This is a genomic window from Glutamicibacter sp., assembly GCF_035257265.1.
Lineage (GTDB): Bacteria > Actinomycetota > Actinomycetes > Actinomycetales > Micrococcaceae > Glutamicibacter.
On the sequence record NZ_DATEXC010000032.1, the window covers coordinates 103550 to 123909 of the forward strand.

14 protein-coding genes are annotated in these 20360 nt (G+C 53.9%); 2 read left to right on the top strand and 12 right to left on the bottom strand.

All coding sequences use genetic code 11. The features are described from left to right. Positions 1 to 25 precede the first annotated feature (25 nt). The 5 genes from VJ369_RS08090 to VJ369_RS08110 form a co-directional block, all read right to left on the bottom strand. The gene (locus VJ369_RS08090; protein ID WP_324091573.1) at positions 26 to 1522 is read right to left on the bottom strand and encodes a sensor histidine kinase; all 1497 of its coding nucleotides are present in this window, start codon (positions 1520 to 1522) and stop codon (positions 26 to 28) included. A 9-nt stretch (positions 1523 to 1531) separates the two neighbouring features. Next, entirely contained in the window at positions 1532 to 6337 is a 4806-nt protein-coding gene (locus VJ369_RS08095; protein ID WP_324091574.1) for an NAD-glutamate dehydrogenase, read from the bottom strand. A gap of 120 nt (positions 6338 to 6457) precedes the next feature. Continuing rightward, positions 6458 to 7696: a hypothetical protein gene (locus VJ369_RS08100; RefSeq protein WP_324091575.1), complete on the bottom strand. Its 1239-nt coding sequence runs from the start codon at positions 7694 to 7696 to the stop codon at positions 6458 to 6460. Further along, positions 7693 to 8358, bottom strand: coding sequence for a hypothetical protein (locus VJ369_RS08105; RefSeq protein ID WP_324091576.1), 666 nt, complete (start codon positions 8356 to 8358; stop codon positions 7693 to 7695). The genes VJ369_RS08100 and VJ369_RS08105 overlap by 4 nt, the downstream gene beginning before the upstream one ends. A gap of 88 nt (positions 8359 to 8446) precedes the next feature. Continuing rightward, positions 8447 to 8998: a hypothetical protein gene (locus VJ369_RS08110; protein WP_324091577.1), complete on the bottom strand. Its 552-nt coding sequence runs from the start codon at positions 8996 to 8998 to the stop codon at positions 8447 to 8449. A gap of 121 nt (positions 8999 to 9119) precedes the next feature. On the opposite strand from VJ369_RS08110, the gene VJ369_RS08115 reads away from it, so the two are divergent. Further along, complete coding sequence (locus tag VJ369_RS08115; RefSeq protein WP_324091578.1) at positions 9120 to 9848, top strand: LysM domain-containing protein; 729 nt, start codon at positions 9120 to 9122, stop codon at positions 9846 to 9848. Between the two features lie 151 nt (positions 9849 to 9999). After that, on the top strand, positions 10000 to 10377 hold the full coding sequence (locus VJ369_RS19165; protein WP_414652635.1) for an Rv3235 family protein: 378 nt from the start codon (positions 10000 to 10002) through the stop codon (positions 10375 to 10377). Here the strand turns inward: VJ369_RS19165 and secA are convergent. The 7 genes from secA to mtrA all read right to left on the bottom strand — a co-directional run bounded on the left by secA (position 10374) and on the right by mtrA (position 20273). Beyond that, complete coding sequence (gene secA / locus VJ369_RS08120; RefSeq protein ID WP_324091579.1) at positions 10374 to 13037, bottom strand: preprotein translocase subunit SecA; 2664 nt, start codon at positions 13035 to 13037, stop codon at positions 10374 to 10376. The two genes, VJ369_RS19165 and secA, sit on opposite strands and share 4 nt — an antisense overlap. Before the next feature lie 133 nt (positions 13038 to 13170). Beyond that, positions 13171 to 14295, bottom strand: coding sequence for a winged helix-turn-helix domain-containing protein (locus tag VJ369_RS08125; protein WP_324091580.1), 1125 nt, complete (start codon positions 14293 to 14295; stop codon positions 13171 to 13173). 68 nt (positions 14296 to 14363) lie between these two features. Further along, positions 14364 to 15062: a ribosome hibernation-promoting factor, HPF/YfiA family gene (gene hpf / locus VJ369_RS08130; RefSeq protein WP_324091581.1), complete on the bottom strand. Its 699-nt coding sequence runs from the start codon at positions 15060 to 15062 to the stop codon at positions 14364 to 14366. A gap of 173 nt (positions 15063 to 15235) precedes the next feature. Further along, positions 15236 to 15952 carry a hypothetical protein gene (locus VJ369_RS08135; protein WP_324091582.1) on the bottom strand — a complete coding sequence of 239 codons (717 nt, stop codon included), beginning with the start codon at positions 15950 to 15952 and terminating at the stop codon, positions 15236 to 15238. 126 nt (positions 15953 to 16078) lie between these two features. Further along, positions 16079 to 17782 carry an LpqB family beta-propeller domain-containing protein gene (locus VJ369_RS08140; RefSeq protein WP_324091583.1) on the bottom strand — a complete coding sequence of 568 codons (1704 nt, stop codon included), beginning with the start codon at positions 17780 to 17782 and terminating at the stop codon, positions 16079 to 16081. Continuing rightward, the gene (mtrB, locus tag VJ369_RS08145; RefSeq protein WP_324091584.1) at positions 17782 to 19596 is read right to left on the bottom strand and encodes an MtrAB system histidine kinase MtrB; all 1815 of its coding nucleotides are present in this window, start codon (positions 19594 to 19596) and stop codon (positions 17782 to 17784) included. Before mtrB ends, VJ369_RS08140 begins: the two co-directional genes overlap by 1 nt. Then, positions 19593 to 20273, bottom strand: a complete 681-nt coding sequence (mtrA, locus tag VJ369_RS08150) for an MtrAB system response regulator MtrA (protein ID WP_096257154.1) — start codon at positions 20271 to 20273, stop codon at positions 19593 to 19595. Before mtrA ends, mtrB begins: the two co-directional genes overlap by 4 nt. Between the last annotated feature and the right edge of the window lie 87 nt (positions 20274 to 20360).

Sequence of the window (20360 nt, forward strand, 5' to 3'; positions counted from 1 at the left end):
CATTTTTTGTGCTCAGCGAAGTTGCTTAGACAGTATGGTGATCTCTGCGATGTCGATGCAATGGCATCTCAATGACGACCTTGGTCCCTTGCGGTTCCGACTGCATCCACTGAATTTCACCAGATAATTCGCTAGTGACCAATGTGCGGACGATTTGTAGGCCCAAGCCTTCACGCCGTGGACCTGCTGGCAACCCATGCCCGTCGTCCTGGATCACGACTCGCAACCAGTCTTTACCATCGTGTCCGCTGTAGCGGTTTGCTAGCAGCCCGACCTCACCATCACGGTTCGCTAACCCGTGTTCGACCGCATTTGTCACAAGCTCGTTGATGACCAGCGACAATGGAGTGGCTAAATCGGCGTCCAGCATCCCGAATTCACCTTCACGTCGTGTTGCCACACGCTGACCGGGTGAGGCAATTTCGACGATCAGCCTGAATTGACGATCCATAAGATCATCAAATTTTACGGTTTCGTTCAGACCCTTAGATAGGAAGTCGTGTACTGAGGCAATGGTCGAGACACGACGCATCGCTTGTTCAAGGCCTTGTTTACCTTCATCAGAGCTCATACGACGTGACTGCATACGCAGTAAGGCGGCAACCGTTTGCAAATTATTTTTCACCCTGTGGTGAATTTCGCGGATAGTGGCGTCCTTGGTGACAAGTTCTTTCTCCCGGCGCCTAAGTTCGGTGACGTCTCGGCACAATACCAAGGCACCCCAACGTCTGGATTCATCACGAAGTGGAATGGCACGCAACGAGAGCGTCACTCCGGAGAACTCTACTTCGGTTCGCCACGGCATTTTCCCTTGGAGTACTAAGGGCAGAGTTTCATCGACTACACGACGGTCACTAACCAGAGCCATCGTGAGATCTGCTAACGGTTGTCCTTGGAGCACTTCGGCTGCTCCCAAACGGCGGAAGGCCGACACGGCGTTAGGGCTCGCATACTCCACCACACCGTCAACATTTAGTCGGATAAACCCGTCGCCCACGCGCGGCGCTCCACGACGCGACCCGGTGGGGCTTGCAAAATCGGGCCATAGGCCACGAGTGCCCATGGTCAATAGGTCATCGGCGCTCTGCCGGTACACGAGTTCAAGATTTGAGGGGGTTCGGGCTTGGTTTGGATCGAAGTGCGAGGTGATCACCGCAACCGAACGATGCTGACGAACCAATGGGATCGCTTGGACCGAGGTGAGACCGGAGATCAGTTCTGCGCTTGGTTGCTCGGCAGATTTCTGCACCTTTTGGCTATCCCAAGCCTGGTCAACCATCATCCGTAGATCCTTGCGGATCCGTTCGCCCACAAAGTCGGTATGGAATACCGTGTGGGACGTTGACGGTCGTACGTGCGCGAGAGCCACGTAGGAACCGTCGCCGGTGGGGAACCAGAGAACCAGGTCTGCGAATGCTAGATCCGAGATTAGTTGCCAGTCCCCCACCAGTAGGTGCAGCCAGTCCTCATCACCGGGCCCGAGATTTGCTCGTTGACGTTGTTGCTCGGTAATGAGGGCCATTAGCGGGTGTTACCTCCGGACGATGGAACGCAGAAGGCGAAGGGCTACAGACAGCGACGCCATGTCGTCGCGTCCGAGGCTGTTTACTTCAGCAAACATTGTCTTCGCACGATCAAGGTTAGCCGCGTTTGCCTCTTCCCAGGCCGCAACACGCTCTGCCGGGTCGGCAATGTGTGCACCGTTATCCAACACATTGCCTGTTAGGTCCACAAGCGTCGTGTACAGATCATCACGCATTGCCGCACGTGCCAAGGCCTGCCAGCGGTCTGAACGAGGCAACTTGGTGATTCGGTTCAGCAGTTCATCGGCACCAAATTCGTTGTAAAGCACGAAGTAGGTCTCGGCGATCTGCTGCGCTGAATACTCTGAGCGACCCACAAGATCAGCAATATCCAGCAACGTGTAGGACTCAAACTGCGAGGCCCACATGCTGGCCCGGTGCTCATCGATTCCATGGTTGATGGCGTCTAGCTGCCATTCGTTGTATCGCTCAAGATCCGAGCCCACCAGGTATGTCGGCAGGCTTTGACGTAGCTGGCTGACAATCGGCTCGTAGGTGCGGACGATGTCATCTACCGGCTGCTGCTGATCGACGCGGTTGATGAACCAACGGGTTGTACGATCGAGCAAACGGCGCATGTCATGGTGTTGACGTCCCCAGTATTCGACATCGGTACCGGCCCGCTGGACGTTGATCGCAGCGAACTGACGGTCGAAGCCATAAACATCGCGCAGTGCGGTGAACATCTTTGCGATCTGGACCTCGTTGGCACCAGTCTCTTCCATGGCGCGGAAGACATAGGTGACGCCACCGATATTGATCATGTCGTTGGCGACAACCGTCGCAATGATTTCACGACGCAGCGGGTGCGTTTCCAACTGGTCCCCAAAACGCTCAACGAGCTGTTCTGGGAAGTAGCGGCGCAACGTTGCAACGTAGTACGGATCATCTGCCAGGTCTGATTCGGCTAACGCGTGAGCGAGCTGAATCTTGGCGTAGGCGGCGAGCACCGAAATTTCGGGTGTAGTCATTACTCCACCGGAGTTCTTACGCTCTTCGAGTTCCTCGTTACTTGGGAGGAACTCCAATTCACGATTCAGATCCGCGTGCTCCTCCAACCACTGCATCAGACGTTCGTAAGCTGGAGCCCAAACTTTCGCTGCATGCTTCTCGTTGAGTAGCAATACGTTCTGATCGAAGTTGGTCTGCAAGACCAGGTCGCCCACGTTGTCGGTCATTGACAGGAGGAACTCGCTTCGTTCCTCAGCGCTCAGCTGCCCGGCCTTGATCTGGCGATCAACGAAGATCTTGATATTCACTTCGCGGTCAGAGGTGTCGACACCAGCCGAGTTATCAATCGCGTCGGTGTTGAGAACAACTCCATTTTGCGCGGCTTCAATACGGCCTAGTTGGGTCATGCCAAGGTTTCCGCCCTCGCCAATGACCTTGACTCGGATGTCTCGTCCATCAACGCGGATCGCGTCGTTTGCACGGTCTCCAACCTGCCCGTGGGTCTCGGCGCTGGATTTCACATATGTACCGATACCGCCGTTGTACAATAAGTCGGCCGGGGCCGACAAGATGGCCTTGAGCAATTCGTTAGGGCTCATCTTGGTTACCGACGCGTCCAAGCCAAGCACTTCCCGAACCTGTGCGTTGATCGGGACCGATTTCAAGCTGCGGGAGTAGACCCCACCGCCTTCGGAGAGCAGGTTCTTATTGTAATCAGCCCAGCTGGAGCGAGGTAGATCGTACAAGCGCTGACGCTCGACAAAAGCTGCTTCTGGCTCAGGATTTGGATCCAAGAAAATATCGCGGTGGTCAAAGGCCGCCACCAGCTTTACCGTGCGGGTTCGCAATAGGCCGTTGCCAAAAACGTCACCGGACATGTCGCCCACGCCTACGGCTTTGAATTCGTCACTTTGTGTGTCCACACCCAGCTCGAAGAAATGACGCTTGACCGATTCCCATGCACCGCGAGCGGTAATTCCCATGCCCTTGTGGTCGTAGCCCACCGATCCACCGGAGGCGAACGCGTCGCCTAACCAGTGGCCCTTATCTTGGGAGATCGAGTTGGCAATATCGGAGAAGCTTGCAGTTCCCTTATCCGCTGCGACAACAAGATATGTATCATCACCGTCGCGACGCACTACATTCTCCGGGTACGCAACGTGTTCTCCGTTTTCATCGGTGATCAAGTTGTCCGTCAGATCCAACAAGGTTTTGATGAAGATTCGGTAGGAAGCTTTGCCTTCTTCCATCCACGCTGCACGGTCCACTGCAGGATTAGGCAATTGCTTAGCGTAGAAACCACCCTTGGCGCCGGTTGGAACGATGACTGAGTTCTTCACCATTTGCGCCTTGACCAGGCCCAGCACTTCCGTGCGGAAGTCTTCTCGACGATCCGACCAGCGCAGTCCACCACGAGCTACCGCGCCGAATCGGAAATGTACGCCTTCTACACGCGGCGAGTAGACCCACATTTCGTGTTTTGGTCGCGGGAACGGTGCGAAGTCAATTTCTTCTGGAGCCAATTTGAAAGCGAGCGCCACACCATCAGCGAAGTAGTTGGTGCGTTTGGTTGCTTCGATGACCTTTACGAACCGGCGAAGAAGGGTATCGGCGTCCAGCGTCGGTACGTTCTCCAGTGCTTCGGTGATCTGCGCATGCGCTTGGTCGCGTGCCGAAGTCGAAGCCTCAGCGGACAAGGCAGGATCAAAGGTTGCCTGGAACAGCGCAACGATTCCGTGAGTTACCGCGGAATTGTTCACCAAGGTCGAAGCAATGAACCCCGTGGAGTTCGAGACGCCGAGCTGCAACAGGTAGTGAGCGTAGGCACGAAGCATCGCTACCTCTTGCCAGGTGAGACCTTCGCGCAGTACCAGTGCGTTTAGCTTGTCCGATTCAGCTGCCGAGCGAACCACTGCCGAATATGCGTCGGCAAGTTTGCCTTCGATGGCAGAGAAATCAATGTCGGGATCAACCTGCAGTCCCATGTCATAGATGTAGCGTTCCCCCAGACCATCCGGGCTCAACTCGAACGGTCGTTCGTCGACGACATCCAGTCCCAGATCTTGAAGGACAGGCAGGATACGCGAGAGCAGCAATGGACGATCAACGAAGATCTTCATGCGCTTGGTGACCGGCGAGCTCTCGTCAAAAGGTGCGTCGTAGAACGAGACTACCGGCCCCTGATGCTCTGGGTCATTCAACTCGGTGAGCAAGTCGATGTCAGCCAGCGCGTCTTCAATTTCGAATTGCACCTTGTACGCCTCGGGGAAAGCACCGGCCCAAGCATTTGCCAGCTGGTTAGCGTCTCCCGAAGAAAGGCTCAGACGTGCGGTGTCGGTGATCGCATCGCTCCAAGAACGAACAGCCTTAGCGATACGGTCTTCCAATGCCTTACGGTCCACGACCGGGGCAAGTCCGTGGTGCTGCAGACGCAGGCGGTAGAAGAGACGAACCAGCGCACCGGCACCAAGTTGTGCCTCGTATTCGGTGGATACCGGGTTGAAGCTTGAGGCCAATTCCTTTTCAATACGCTGACGCACATCGGTAGAGAACCTGTCACGAGGCAGGTACACCATTGCGGTCACAAAACGCCCGTAAGAGTCTGTGCGTAAAAAGACCGAGGTACGCCGGCGTTCCTGCAGTCGCAGAATACCCAAAGCTATCTCAGTTAGCTCTTCAATCGAAATCTGGAATAGTTCATCGCGAGGGTAAGCTTCCAGAATCGTGACAATGTCCTTGCCCGAGTGTGAATCGCCAGCAAAGCCAGTGTTTTTTAGTACTGCCTCAACCTTTTCACGAACCACCGGTACTGACTTAACACTTGAGGTATACACCTTTGAAGCGAAGAGGCCGATGAAACGACGTTCACCGTTGACCTCGCCGTTTGCATCAAAGCTCTTCACACCCACATAATCGAGGTAAACCCCGCGGTGCACAGTGGAGCGCGAATTGGCTTTGGTAATGATCAAAGCGCTCTTATCGCGGGCCATGGCACGTCCGCGTTTAGTCAAATGCTGTGGACCCTGATTCTCCACTTCACGCATCAGACCTAGACCGCTGCCTTCCCGGGCAACCAGAACATCTTCACCGTGCTCGGTGCTGAGATCGTAATGGCGGTATCCCAAGAAGGTGAAGCGGCCATCGGACATCCAGTTCAGCAGCTCAACGGCCTGATCTAGTTGCGCGATGTCCCCCGCATTAGCGGTCTGTGGCAATGTTGCAGCAATGTCTTTGGCACGATCAAGCATGGCTGGCCAGTCCTGGACTGCAATACGCACATCCGACAAAACCTTATTTAGGTTTTCGACGATGGTCACTGCCTCGTCGTCGCTCAGGTCACGGGCGACCTCCACCGAGATCCACGATTCAACCTTGGTGTGGGTATCAAGTGAGGTCAACGCGCTGAGATCTGACAGAGCCGCAGTATCTCCACTGGCAACGTGCTGCAATCCTGAGTGTGACAGCTTCTTGATGAATCCGCTTTCGCGGTCGCGCGAGACGACGAACGTCGGGTGAACTACAAGCTGGATGGGCGCCGAAAGACGAACCAATTCCGCGGTGACGGAGTCAACCAGAAAAGGCATGTCATCGGTGACGATATGTACCACCGAAACGCCGTTGTTGCGGGTGATAGATACGTTAGCCGTGTCAACGTCACGGCCATATCCAATTTCTAGGTGTGCAGCCACTCGCGCTTCAAGTTCGTCGGGCGTGTACGCCGCAACGTCCTCTTGCGCGGTCTGGCCATAGTACTCGCCCACCAACTGCGTGGTGAGTGTCGCATCCATAAATGATTCTGACATGTTGGATTCCGACGAGTTCAAGTGAACGCCTCCAAGAACGAAATTCTTATCAATCCGCGTCTTTGCGGATCTCCGATGTAATCCACACTACCGTGTTTTCGATTCGTCAAGTTCATGCCTTTAGCCGAATCGACGACTCAAGCGTTTCTGCCTCTTATCCGAAGATTTAATGCCCACCAAACCCTTGATTTCAGTACGCAATGTACTTTTAGGAGCAATTTCAGCTAAAGGTGATCCAGCAAGCAACGCGGCGTTGCAGCTGACGGTATCCTGCGGAAGATAGCCGGCAATAGTATGGCGCGGTCCAAAACGGTCCCATGCTTCCAAAAGACGGCGTTTCGGGCTGTGACCAGTATTGGCAGTGCCAAGCTTGTTGAAAAGAATTTGAAGTTCAACACCTGGTATTTGTTCTTCAAACTCATCAATGGCTCGAAGTGCACGAGGAATTCCGACGCTATCGGCAGCAACAACCATGAACACTTCATCGGAACTACGCAGCATTTCTACCGTTACCGCATTCCGTTGAGGAGCTTGTGTATCGAAGCTGAGCTGCTCGTCTAATTCGATGGGAGATGCCACGTCCAGCACCACCAGATCATGATGTTCACGAAGCACTTCAGTGGCACGGCGTAAAGCTGAGGCACGTACTTCTGGCCACCTGCTTGCACGCGGTAAACCGGTAGCAACCTTGATGACTGCCGAGGCAACCTCAACGCTAAGACACGTTGCAGCTAAACGGGCTGGTTCTTTGGATCCCGAATCAATAACTCGACACAATTGCGCGATAGACGCAGACTCATCCAACAATCCCAATTGTATTGAGATCGAGGCAGCAAAAGTGTCCGCGTCTAGTATCACCACTGATTGCCCTCCCAGGGCTGCTTCCACCGCATAGTTCAAGGCAACGGTGCTTCGCCCTGGCGAACCTGGCGCTCCCCAAAAACACACAATTTTTCCGCTTGTGCCATCAGAGCCGGTACTAGTTGGCGATGCGTTCCCAGTATCGAGTCTCTCAGGATGGGTCAGTTCACGAAGTGTTCTCAGGACGAGTGGTTCTAATTCAATCATCGAGATGTCTGGTTCAACTTCCAGAAGACCGGTAATGATGTTCTCGGTCCGCGGTTTGTTGTCAAGGAGCACCAAGGCAGTGCGCAGAGCGGCAATTGCATCAATCTGTTCAACTGGGGGCAAAAGTTCACGGCCTGAAACCAACAGCACGTCTACTGCACCGACAGCACATACTGCGATTGCTTCAGCTACATCTTCACACACGCGTGTCACCATAAGTTCGCCTCGGTAGCCCTCGATTTGGCGCACCACATGCTCATCGTTACCTAAGACAACAACGCTGATACTCATTTTTGGGTTCCGGCAGGATTGTAGATAACAATAATTCTTGATTCATTTGCTAGCGCCTGGAGTAGAGGTTCAAGGTGGGTAGGCTCAACGAGCAGTTCCAGATTAGTTCCGGTCTGGTTCACCAGTCCGCCAGCTCTGGCCACCCTGGCAGATACTTCAACCATGCTCGCTAGTTGTTCCGGCACCCCATAGGTTGATCCTGCTTTTTCACGTTGCGCGATCCACACGTCCACAAAACTGCCCGGAGTGATAGCGGGCGTGAGGTCAGCCGGAAGTTCAATATTTATTGGACGGCGCGAGCCTAAGTCATTATGCGTAATCGAAGAGTTCGGGATGAACTCGCCTTCACCGATAAACGTATTAGCGCGTGCCTCACTGATCAGTTCCGGGTTCGCTGCCAGATATTGTGTACCTGACTCACCAAGCTGGACATTTTCAATCCTGAGATTTTGGAGTGTTAGCTCTTCTCCTAAGGTGATGTTGGCACCTGCGACATAGACCTCGGTCGTGTGGTTCAGCTCACGGACTAAATATACGGTGCCAACCACCGACGCGACCACCAGTACTGCACCTAGAGCGAGTCGAGGATCCTTCCATGTAGGGCGTTTGACCCGGGCCGCTGTTGTTGAACGAGATGCGCTACTACTCTGTTCACCAATCATTGTTTATCCTTTGACCGCACTAGTTGCTTGTTTCGCGAGCCTACGACAACTTGCGCACGCTGTGAACCCTTTGCCGCGAGGGTGTGGATTAATTCGACCCGGCGATTTGGATCCATCCAATGGTTTCCAAAGGTAAAAGTTGATAGCCGCTGATACTGCGATCCCGTGCAAATTCATCGCGCGGATGAATAGCGATGATGAGGAAGTCTGCACCTACCTGCCACAATGTCCCTTCGGCAACCAGCTGGCCGCTGACATCGTAAATAACAAGTCGTTGCCGATCGCGTAATACACCGCGCACTACGGCCGCAAATTTTACCGGGGATAAACGGGCACCCGGATTCAATTTCGTCGATGACAACCCAAGCGACCGTAATGCTAGCCAGCGAACTATCCACCGCGTCCCGTCGCTTTCCAAACAGAAGTACTCGGCGGCAACCGGTCCGAGCCTCGCATTGAGCTCTACTCCCCCGGTCAGCTTGACTTCCACGGTTGAGCTCTGCATCTCCAACAGCCGGTTGCGCATGCGTTCGGTAGCGCGCTCAACTCTGATACCTTCAGCTACTTCATCGCGTAATTGCGCTGCATGTTGAGCTTCCGCTTGGGCCTCAAGATCTTCAAAGAAAGATTCCCACCGCATGCGCCAACTGTACGAGAGATGAGTTTATTGGGAAACCCTATTCCCTAAATTCACTTAAAGTGTCATGATCTATATCTAATGACATCAAATTGCATCTACTCTAACCTAACGAGGCAAAGCAATGATCCGTCACCGAAAGACCTTCATCATTTGTCTGCTCGTCGCTGCTTGCTCTGTACTCACCTTTGCAGTGCACGATTGGGTGCGTTCCACGCGTCCGCGTTTTGAAGCGGACGGTGATCTCTTGCAAAACTCTCTGATTCTTTTTCTCTGCGCAGTCGGCATCTGTGTGTTAACGGGTCTTCTCACCTACTTGATGCTACGCATCGCCATCTTCGCAGCACGGCACGGCCATACCGGACCCTTAGAGCTCTTTTGCCGGATAGCTCCCACGCTAACCCGCCGGATCCTGGGCTCCGTTGTAGGCACCAGCTTGGCTTTCGCGGCTACCGGGCTCGCCCACGCCGCGACTTATACGATTCCGCAGGTTTCCTCTTCTCAGAGCGAAGAACTCGCGGCATTTTCAGATGACAGATTGGCAGTAAACGCACAACCAAATACGACGGTCCCAACCCCTGGGTGGTTGCCCGGTTCACTAAGTATTCCGATGAATCGGTTGATGGGTCCAGGAAAAGAACGCAACCGGCCGGCACCCGATAACGAGGTAGTAATCGTTACTTCAGGGCAAACGCTGTGGAGCATTGCCCAACAAATGTTGCTTAGCGACGGGTCGTCTGCAGAGATCGCCAAATTATGGCCGCAAATATACGAGATGAATCGCGAGGTGATTGGAGACGATCCGAATATGCTTCAGCTCGGTCTTGAGCTGAAACTGCCCGTTGTCGATTAAGGAGGAAACCAAAGTGAGTATTCAATCAGAGACGTTCACCGAGCCCAGGACTGAACCGGTGAACATAACTTGCGCTAATGTTCCACTACGTATCTCTTCAGAACATCGTGAGAACAATAGAACGAGATCGCCCCAACAAATTTCGTTGGCCATGGATCGAATCTTCCGCCGCCCTGCGGTGACTACTTCGGAACGCAAGAACGTAATCGAACTTTCACACGCTGTATCTCGCGCAGTCTTTGAGATCATCGCCGGCTATCGCACGGTAGGCCAACTAGCGTTCGTTATGGAACCCGAATGCGTGAAGAAACTTCGTGCCCAAGCGATTTTACAAACCGGCGGATATACCCTTCAACCCGAACCCGGCACGAGTCATGGGCAGGTTAGGTCGTTGCATCTTTGGCCCACACTCTCCGGAGCTTATGAATGTTCGGTAATAGTTGCGTTTAAACACCGCGTCCGCGCCGTAGCTCTCAGAATTGAGCCATGGCACGGACGGTGGCAGATCACAAGCGTCGAAATGATTTAGCGGCGCTTGGCCTTCTTGTTTTTCTTGGCTGCCTTGGCAGGATTAGAAGCCTGTTCAGCCTGAGTGCTAGCTTCACCGTCTTCGTCGGGCCCAGTGAACTGCAAGTTCTTTGGAGAAGCTGGCGTTTGCACGGCCGCGGGGCCGGCCGTATTGGCCTCGCTACTGGCAGGAACTTCGAGGTTGAACAATGTTCCGATGCTTTCTTCACGAATGGATTCCATCATGGTCTGGAACATTGTGAAGCCCTCGCGCTGGTACTCAACCAATGGGTCACGCTGTGCCATGGCACGAAGGCCGATGCCCTCCTTGAGGTAATCCATTTCGTAGAGGTGCTCCTGCCATTTACGTCCAATGGTGGAAAGCACTACACGGCGCTCTAGGTCGCGCAGAACCTCAGAGCCAATGGCATTTTCACGAAGTTCATACTGGTACTTAGCATCGGAAAGAATTTCCGTCTCCAAGAACTTAGGCGTTAGATGCCCTAGGCCATTGACCTCTTCGATAACTTCATCGATGGTCAAACCGATGGGATAGAGCTGCTTGAGGTTCGTCCACAGCTGCTTCAGATCCCAGTCGTCAGGATTACCGACCAGAGTCACTTCATTAACCATGGCGGTCACAACATCTTCGAGGAAGTGACCCACCTTCTCATCGATATTGGCGCCTTCTAGGATGGCACGACGATCTGCATAAATTGCTTCACGCTGACGGTTCATCACGTCGTCGTATTTCAGCACATTTTTACGCTGTTCGGCGTTTACGCCTTCAACCTGAGCCTGAGCAGACTCGATTGCCTTAGAAACCATTTTTGATTCGAGTGCCACGTCATCTGGCATCGACGGGTTGTTCATGATGCGTTCGGCCATACCGGAATTAAAGCGTCGCATCAGGTCGTCGGTCATCGACAGGTAGAACCGTGATTCGCCTGGGTCACCCTGACGGCCGGCACGTCCACGAAGCTGATTGTCGATACGACGCGATTCGTGACGCTCGGTACCGAGTACGTAAAGCCCACCGAGCGAGGTGACTTCTTCCGCTTCGCTGGCAACGGTCTTTTTGGCGTTCGCAAAGACCTCGTCCCATAACGTGTTGTACTCTTCGGGATTATTTTCCGCGTCGAGTCCGCGACGTTCCATCTCTGCCACGGCTAGGAACTCGGCGTTGCCACCGAGCATAATATCGGTACCGCGGCCAGCCATGTTGGTGGAGACGGTAACGCCATTTTTACGACCTGCCATAGCAACTACGGCTGCTTCACGGGCGTGCTGCTTAGCGTTGAGTACCTCGTGGCGAATGCCTCGCTTGGCGAGCAGACGTGAGAGATACTCACTCTTTTCCACGCTGGTGGTACCAACAAGGATGGGCTGCCCGCTTGCGTGACGTTCAGCGATATCTTCGACAACCGCGTCAAACTTAGCAATTTCATTCTTATAGATCAGGTCGGCCTGATCGTTGCGAATTGCCGGTCGGTTAGTAGGGATTTCCACCACGCCGAGCTTATAGGTGCTCATGAACTCCGCGGCTTCGGTCTGAGCCGTGCCGGTCATGCCCGAGATCTTTTCGTACATGCGGAAGTAGTTCTGCAACGTAATGGTTGCCAAGGTCTGGTTTTCAGCCTTGATACTGACATTCTCCTTGGCCTCGATGGCCTGGTGCATGCCTTCGGAATAACGACGGCCTTCAAGCGCACGTCCGGTATGTTCATCAACAATCATGACTTCGTCGTTGACGACGACGTAGTCCTTGTCTTTTTTGAACAGTTCTCTTGCCTTGATGGCGTTATTCAGGAAACCGATCAATGGGGTGTTGTTCGACTCGTAGAGGTTGTCGATTCCCAGGTAGTCTTCGACTTTTTCGATGCCTGCTTCGAGCACACCGATGGTGCGCTTCTTCTCATCGACCTCATAGTCGTCATCGCGGTCAAGGCGCTTCACAATTTTAGCGAATTCGGTGTACCAACGGTTGACGTCACCCGAGGCCTGGCCCGAAATGATCAATGGCGTACGCGCCTCGTCAATCAGGATCGAGTCGACCTCATCGACGATGACAAAGTTGTGGCCGCGCTGAACAAGTTCTTCCTTGTTCCAGGCCATATTGTCGCGCAGGTAGTCAAACCCGAATTCGTTGTTCGTGCCGTAGGTAATGTCGTTTTCGTACTGCTTACGACGGGCGGCCGGATCCATATTCGACAGGATGCAACCGCAGCTTAAACCGAGGAACCGGAACACTCGACCCATAAGCTCTGACTGGTATTGTGCCAGGAAGTCATTGGTCGTCACCACGTGGACGCCCTTACCGGTCAGTGCATTGAGGTAAGCCGGTGCTGTCGCAACCAAGGTCTTACCTTCACCGGTACGCATTTCAGCGATATTACCCAGGTGCAATGCGGCGCCGCCCATGAGCTGTACGTCAAAGTGCCGCATGCCAAGGACTCGGTCAGAGGCTTCGCGCACCACGGCGAAAGCTTCCGGAAGCAGAGCTTCGAGCTTCTCGCCTTCGGCTAGACGAGCACGGAACTTATCGGTTTCGGCTTTTAGCTCCCCATCCGACATTTCGCGAAATTCGTCTTCCAACGTATTGATCGTGTCGGCGTAAGTTCGAAGAGTCTTTAAAGTCTTCTTGTCGCCGGTACGTAAAATACGTTCTAGCAATGATGCCACGTGGTAGCTCCCAATATCTCAAGCACAGTAAATTCTGGCGTCTTTAGTCTACGTGAGGAAATCAGCACAATCTGCTATTTCCCGGGGCGGTTTGATGTTCTACAAGCGAACAAGAACTGCGCTGACAGCCTGTTCACAGAAAATATTTCACTTCGCCTAAGCCGAGCCAGCGGGCCATCCGCGCAAGTTCAAGATCGAGGGCGGCAGGAACGTCAGTCGGCGCATGACTCTCGTAATGCACTGAATTTACCTGCAATTGCCCTCCGGCGCGGTCCGCTTTGAGATCGACCCTACCAATGAACCGGTCACCGTAGAGCATTGGAAATACATAGTAGCCATACCGCCGCTTCTCTTTGGGGACATAGATTTCGACACGGTATTCGAAATCAAAAAATAGTTCCAGACGGCGCCGGTTGAAAACCATGGAATCAAATGGGGCCAATAGTCGCAGATCAGGTACAATATTTCGCTGAATTTTTGTCTCTGGCAATAGATAGCACTGTTCATTAATGTCTTGAACTTGCACCTTTTGGACCATTCCTTGCAGTGCTAGAAATCCTAAAGCACTTCCTACTTCCTTCAGCGGCAGTCGGAAGTACTCTGCAATGCAGTGCTTAGTTCCGATCCCCTGGGCCGAAAGGGATTCCAAGACTAGCCTTCGCAGTGCTTGTTCTCTAGCTCTGTTTTCTACATTTTGGAGAGAAGGCAGGACTACATGCCCTAAGGCGAATAGTCGTTCAAAGCGTGAGTTTCTGCCTAGCGCGAGAATTTTTCCCTGAGCGAAGAGCGATTCGGTGACAATCTTGGTGTCGTTCCAATTCCATCCCCAATGCTCTCGATCTTTCATCGTCGCTACGTCCAGAGCAATACTCAACTCACGAGCACTAGTGCCTGGGTGTGCTTCGAGATAGATCAGCACTCGGTCTGCCAATGCTTTGAGCTCACTATCAAAACTCGCAGAACGGTCTACCCAGCGCCGGCGTTGCCACGGAATAAGGTCTGGCACCAGGTCGCTGCGCACATAACTGGCCTCATGAGCCCAGTACTCGGTGATTGGCCCATGCTGCTGCGACACAAGCGTGTCTAATAGCGTGGTGTCGTAATGACCTAATCTGGCGAACAGTGGAACGTAGTGCGCTCGCTTGACCACATTGATGGAGTCAATCTGAAGTTGCGCGATACTGCCAAGAGTTCTCTTGAGATGACTTGAGGAGATAGTAACTTCGGTGCGTGGACGAGACAGACCTTGGGCGGCCAACGCGATTCTGCGGGCTTGTGGTAAGCCCAGAATGCGTTGACCGCCCTGGTCGATCGAGTTGTTAATGACTAACCCTCGGTTGCCAAAGCCTTATCGCGGTAGCCGCGAATTTCGGTTGGCAGTTCGTCGCTTTCACTCAATGACGGGTCAAGGGTGATCACACCGTACTGGTACTGGGTACGTCCGTAAACTACCGAGTGCGCACCGGAAGCTTCATCGATGAACAGGTAGAAAGGGTGCCCAACGAGTTCCATGCGGTCTACTGCATCATCGACGCTCATAACTTCTGCAGGGAAGACTTTGCGGCGGATGACAACAGGTGAGTATTCCGCTTCCTTATCGTTAGCCTGAGCCTCAGCCGTTGCCTGTGCTTCAAGGGTCTCTTCAACCAGCGACTTGCCGCTTTGCACTACCGGCAGCGTACTAGTCGCCTCGTGAACAGCAATCGGCGCATGGTTTCCACGATGCACTTTCTTCTTGTCACGTGCCTTGCGCAGTCGTTCAAGGAGCTTTGCGAATGCAATGTCGAATGCCGCAAATTTATCGGCTCCACGGGCTTCGGCACGAATCGCCGGCCCCTTGGAAACGACCGTCAATTCGACGCTGAGCGCTGTGCTCTGATTGCGTGCATGTGTTTCCTGGACAACCTTCACGTCGATGCGCTGGACCTTACTGGCCAGCTGATCAACTTTCGTGATTTTCTCGTCCACGTACTCACGGAATCGATCCGAAACGGTGATATTACGTCCGCTGTAATTCAGCTCCATGGTGTCCTCCAATAGGGAGTCGGGTGACACAACAGCCCGGGGGTTTCCTCCCCCAAAGGCTGAAGATGGGCCTTCGCTGCATCTGTGATGCAACCCATACTTCACCCTATGCCACTTCCGTCAAGATTCAAGTACCCAACCGCTAGATTTCATATCGCGCTCAGCGAAATCGCTTAATCCTCTTCGTCGCTAGGAGGTTTCGTATAGGCAAGGACTACCGCACCGACTACGTCGTAACCGGCGTGAAAACAGGCAATCGCAGCCTTGCGCAACGTCGCGCCGGTGGTCGTTACATCATCGATGAGGAGAATCGGCTGATGCGGCTCTGTCGAAAGTTCGGCAATCAACGGCGAGTCGCCACCTCGCCTGGCCGCACCCGACTTAGATTTCTGCGCTCCGCTCAAAAGATGCCCGAACCGATAGTGCAATAAGGGCGCCGTTCGAGTGTGCGCGGCCAGAAGGCCTCTGCGCTGCGCCTCCTGCAGGATCACCTGGACCGGACGATAGCCACGAGTACCTACTGCACGCACCGAACTGGGCATGGGCACCAGCAACGTGGGTTGGTCAAATAGTCGAGGAGGGCAGGCAGTATTAATTGTGGCGGCCAGGAACGGCGCAAATTCTTGAGCCAAAAAATAGCGTTGCTGATTCTTGAAGGACAGGATCGCGCGGGCCAACTCATTGCGATAGATGCCGGTCGCGCTGACCGGTAGCTGCCATTGCAGACTGGGTAGCTCAACATAGAACTGGAGTTGTTCACCGAGCGGGGGCAAAAATAATTGCTGATGAACCTTAAGGCGGCATTCGGGGCAAAGCCGAAAATCGGCACGCTCGCAAATCGCGCAGCTTGCGGGCAATAGAAGGTTTATCGTTTCGCGCACCGCAAACATCAGCCACCCAACACTTCTCGTATGTACCTGGGTGTCCAGGAAATCCAGTAGGCGTAACGGAATCGGCATAGCTCAAGCATGATGGTGCTAGGTGCGCGCACAGTGAACTGTTCGCGCTTTGTGGACTCAGCCCGGGTAAGCGACGTCTTTGGCATAGTCATCCAGTGCATGCCACGAATTACCCACACGCGTGTAAAGTTCCTCGCTGGTTTCCGCATAAACCGGACGGAGATCGCCGACACCCGAAGTTATACCGGTCATTCCCAAGAGAAGCCCCAAGCGTTCCGAACCATGTTCAAAGGTGAGCTGCTCGGCAGCTACCTGTTCGGTGGTGCTCAGCTTAGCCACGATAATTGATCGGTCCGAGTCCCAGACCGCCGTTGATACCGGGACGGAGGGGTAGACCTTCATTGGTTCGTCGCTCAGGCCACGCGGAACACCATCTGCGTCACGCACAATTCCGGCGATATACACAGTTGATTCATTGTTCTCTTCTGCGACAATCAACGCCCTGGCTCCATCGCGGGAAATCGAAAGCGAGGTTACTTTCTTTCCCTCAAGCCACGAAACGCTAATCGGGCGGGCTTCGCCTTGCCCGGCCACATCTTCGGGAACTACTAGTAAGGGATGCTCCGCCGCGTTATCCGCTGTCCAGGTCCAGCCAGCCACATCAATCGATGGCCGGATCAAGGCCCCGCCTGTTGCGGCCAACCCGACTCGTCCACTTTCATCGATTGTCATCAACTGAGTGGATTTACCGTTGAGGAAAGCGTATCTATTGCCCACTGCGGACATGGCCGGGTTGCGCGGGTGGTAAGCCGAGATGTCTGGCACGCCACCGACGGGAATAATAGAACGTCCCTTGACGTACACCAACGACTCATTAGAGATCGCGATGAGTGTGTCTGGAGTACTTGGATTAATTTGCGCGGTAACAAAGTCCGCGGCTGGAGCCCCGAGGGTTACTTCGGTTTCCTCTTGCAACATGCGCACAGTACTGACCGAGGACAACGCGGTCAGCGTTTGCTCTAGTTGTTGCTGCATCAATTGTTTTGCACGGTCGGTGGATTCCCGAATGCTTTCGGCACTAAGATCAACAGTCGCCACACCGTCTTGTACCGGGACTGCTGAACGCACAAGAGTGCTGGCTGGAGAAAACGCAGAAACTACAGCGTTCTGCAAATAGGGTGCGGGGCCGGCGAGCAGCGCTTCCACCATGGAAGTGGTGGTGCCGGCGCCAGAGGTGAACCACCGGACATCAGGCACCAAATAGTTGAAGCTGGAGTCGTAGAAATAAATAGTCTGAGGCGAGAAAATCTTACTGAAGGAGCTTGACTCAAGCATGATGCCGTCTGGGGCCTTCGAGATCCGCCATTGGTCTTCAACCTTGGTCACTTCAACATCCACCGCACGCGTGGAGTGCTCTGGTTCCTGGGTATAGACGCCCATTGCGTCTATTTCGCCTGATATTTCAAGCTGTATCGTATACCGGTTGCTGTCTGCCCCGGTCAGCACGTTCATTGCCTCGTAAATCAGGGTGCGGCTATCACCTCGCCAGTCAGCACCCAGTTCGGGGGTCATGAATTCGCGTGAGAGCGCATAATCTTCTAGGACCGAACGCCCGGCCTCAACAAACCCCTCAACGATCCGCCGCGCGTCTGATCCCTCAGTGGGACCTTGCGCGTCGAAGCGGAAGGGCTGGGACTCTTCCTGATTAGACTCGGCCTGGATCTGCTGCACCATTGAATTGCGCGGAATAGTAGCGCAACCGGCGAGCACTAAGAGTCCGGTCAGCATGAGTGCCAGGAGCTGAGGTAGACGTAGGCGCATTATTTACTCTCCCCTAGGCCGTCTGTCGGATCCGTGGGTTTGAGGGAAATTTCATCCTCAATCAGAATATCTTCGTCATCCAAAATAAGTGGGGTGTAACCAATCTTTGGAACTTCGCCGGTCAGTGGGAAGGAGTCCCCGAGCAATCCAACGATTTCTTCGGTCACGGACGGTTCCAGAGGAAGCGGCGAGGAGGAAATGGAATCGAATGCGGTTCGCGGTAAGGTGAGCCGGAATACCGACCCAACACCTTTTTTTCCCCAGGTTTCCAAGCGTCCGTCATGCAGGCGGGTGTCTTCCATAGAAATGGAAAGTCCCAGGCCAGATCCGCCCGTGGTGCGAGCGCGAGCCGGATCTGCACGCCAGAACCGATCAAAAACGTGCTGGCTGGCCTCGGGGCTCATGCCGATGCCGTAGTCGCGAACGGTGACCGCAACCGAAGAGTCGTTCTGTCCGATGGTGATATCAATTGGGTTCTGCTCACCGTGCTCCACTGCGTTCAGCACCAGGTTTCGTACAATGCGCTCCACGCGACGCGGATCGAATTCTGCGACACAGCCTTCAGCCGGAGCGTTAAAACGGATGATCGAACCGTACTCATCAGCGACCGGAGTGGCGATGTCGATCACTTTGCGGACGATGACATTTAAATCAGTAGACTCACGGTCGAGCACCGCAACCCCTGCATCAAATCGGGAGACTTCAAGCAAATCGTTGAGCAGGTTCTGGAATCGTTCGATTTGTTCGTACATCAGCTCTGCGGAGCGTGAGGTGAGTGGATCAAAGTTCTCGCGTGCGTCGTGAATCAGTTCGGCGGCCATGCGCACCGTCGTGAGCGGGGTACGCAATTCATGAGAAACGTCAGAAACAAAACGTTGCTGCATAGCCGAAAGATTATTGAGCGCCGTGATCTGTTCCTGCAGCGACTGCGCCATGTGGTTAAAGGCGGTTCCGAGACGTGCAACCTCGTCTTTACCCGCAACCTTCATTCTGCGATCAAGATCGCCAGCAGCAATACGTTCCGAAACATAAGCTGCATCGGCCACGGGACGAACTACGGTGCGGGAAACAGACCAAGAAATGAAACCAACGACCAGCAAGAGCACTAGCCCGGTAAAGACCATGGCACGGTTGATGAATTCTAAGGTGCTTTGCACGCTGGATAAGTCGTAAACCAGATACAGTCCGTATTCACGGCCTGGCGGGATGAGTACCTTAGTGCCGATAATAATCCCTGGTTGCCGGCCAGAATCCACGCCAAGCTCAATGGAACGCCAGAAAATCCCCGAATTGTTCTGAACGCTTTCGGCAAGATCTTCGGGAACGACGCGAGTTGTCAGGGAGCCTGATGCCGTTGGTCCTACATACAGATTTTCGTCGCCCGCCACTGGGACTGGTTTAAGCACGAAGTCACGGATCACCGTGGCTCCATCACCTTCAAGCGTGGCCAGTGTGGAATTGACCAATGACTGCGTAGAGACACGGTCGGTGGTTGATGCCGATTCCAAAATAGAGCGCGCCTGGGTCAGTCCGCGTTCAGATTCTTTGGAAATCTGATTGAAGCGTTCGCTGAAAAGCGCAGAGGAAATCTGGTTGGAAAGAAAGGCACCGGCTGCCAGCAGCGCCAATGAGGTAAAGAGCAGGGTGGAAATCACCGTGCGATACATTAAGTGTCGCTGCCAGCGCTGGCGAATCCATTCGATTGGTCGCCGAATCCAGAGTTTCAGGCGCAAAAATGCGGGAGCTACCGGAGGGACTTGGGCACGCGCATCGACCGGCACAATCTCGTTTCCGGTCGTGGCGTGTTCACTCAACTTGCCGTACCAGCCTTGTAACCCACACCACGAATGGTCTGAATGACCTGTGGCTTCTCGGGATCTACCTCAATTTTTGAACGCAAACGCTGCACGTGCACGTTGACCAGACGGGTGTCGGCAGCGTGACGGTAACCCCAGACTGCCTCCAATAGCTGTTCACGGCTGAAAACCTGCCAAGGTTTGCGTGCCATGGTGACCAATAGGTCAAATTCCAAAGGGGTCAAGGAAACTTGTTTGTCCGCGCGGGTCACTCGGTGTCCGGCGACGTCAATGGAGACATCTCCTACGGTCAGAGTTTCTGCCGCATGAGTCTCATTCGGACGTAAGCGTGCCCGGACGCGCGCTACCAGCTCGGCCGGTTTAAATGGCTTGGGTACGTAGTCATCTGCGCCAGACTCCAGTCCGCGAACTACGTCGGCGGTATCTGATTTGGCCGTCAGCATGACTACCGGTACATCAGATTCAGCACGGATCTGCTTGCATACCTCAATGCCGTCAATTCCAGGCAGCATCAGGTCCAACAAGACTAGATCTGGATTTGATTCGCGGAATGCTTCTAATGCTCCGGATCCGTCGTAGCAGAATGATGCGTCAAAGCCGTCATTCTGTAGGACGATGCCGATCATTTCCGACAGCGCCTCGTCATCGTCGACGACTAAAATCCGAGCCTTCATACAACATCCCCCTGAAACCGAAAGCATTGGCATAAGCCACGTGACCTAAACGGGTACTTTTACTTTCCCCACTCTTCTCTAAGATAC

Coding starts and splice junctions, on each gene's coding strand:
- VJ369_RS08090 (WP_324091573.1), bottom strand. CDS start 1,522: ATGGCCCTCATTACCGAGCAACAACGTCAACGAGCAAATCTCGGGCCC.
- VJ369_RS08095 (WP_324091574.1), bottom strand. CDS start 6,337: ATGTCAGAATCATTTATGGATGCGACACTCACCACGCAGTTGGTGGGC.
- VJ369_RS08100 (WP_324091575.1), bottom strand. CDS start 7,696: ATGAGTATCAGCGTTGTTGTCTTAGGTAACGATGAGCATGTGGTGCGC.
- VJ369_RS08105 (WP_324091576.1), bottom strand. CDS start 8,358: ATGATTGGTGAACAGAGTAGTAGCGCATCTCGTTCAACAACAGCGGCC.
- VJ369_RS08110 (WP_324091577.1), bottom strand. CDS start 8,998: ATGCGGTGGGAATCTTTCTTTGAAGATCTTGAGGCCCAAGCGGAAGCT.
- VJ369_RS08115 (WP_324091578.1), top strand. CDS start 9,120: ATGATCCGTCACCGAAAGACCTTCATCATTTGTCTGCTCGTCGCTGCT.
- VJ369_RS19165 (WP_414652635.1), top strand. CDS start 10,000: ATGGATCGAATCTTCCGCCGCCCTGCGGTGACTACTTCGGAACGCAAG.
- hpf (WP_324091581.1), bottom strand. CDS start 15,062: ATGGAGCTGAATTACAGCGGACGTAATATCACCGTTTCGGATCGATTC.
- VJ369_RS08135 (WP_324091582.1), bottom strand. CDS start 15,952: ATGTTTGCGGTGCGCGAAACGATAAACCTTCTATTGCCCGCAAGCTGC.
- VJ369_RS08140 (WP_324091583.1), bottom strand. CDS start 17,782: ATGCGCCTACGTCTACCTCAGCTCCTGGCACTCATGCTGACCGGACTC.
- mtrA (WP_096257154.1), bottom strand. CDS start 20,273: ATGAAGGCTCGGATTTTAGTCGTCGACGATGACGAGGCGCTGTCGGAA.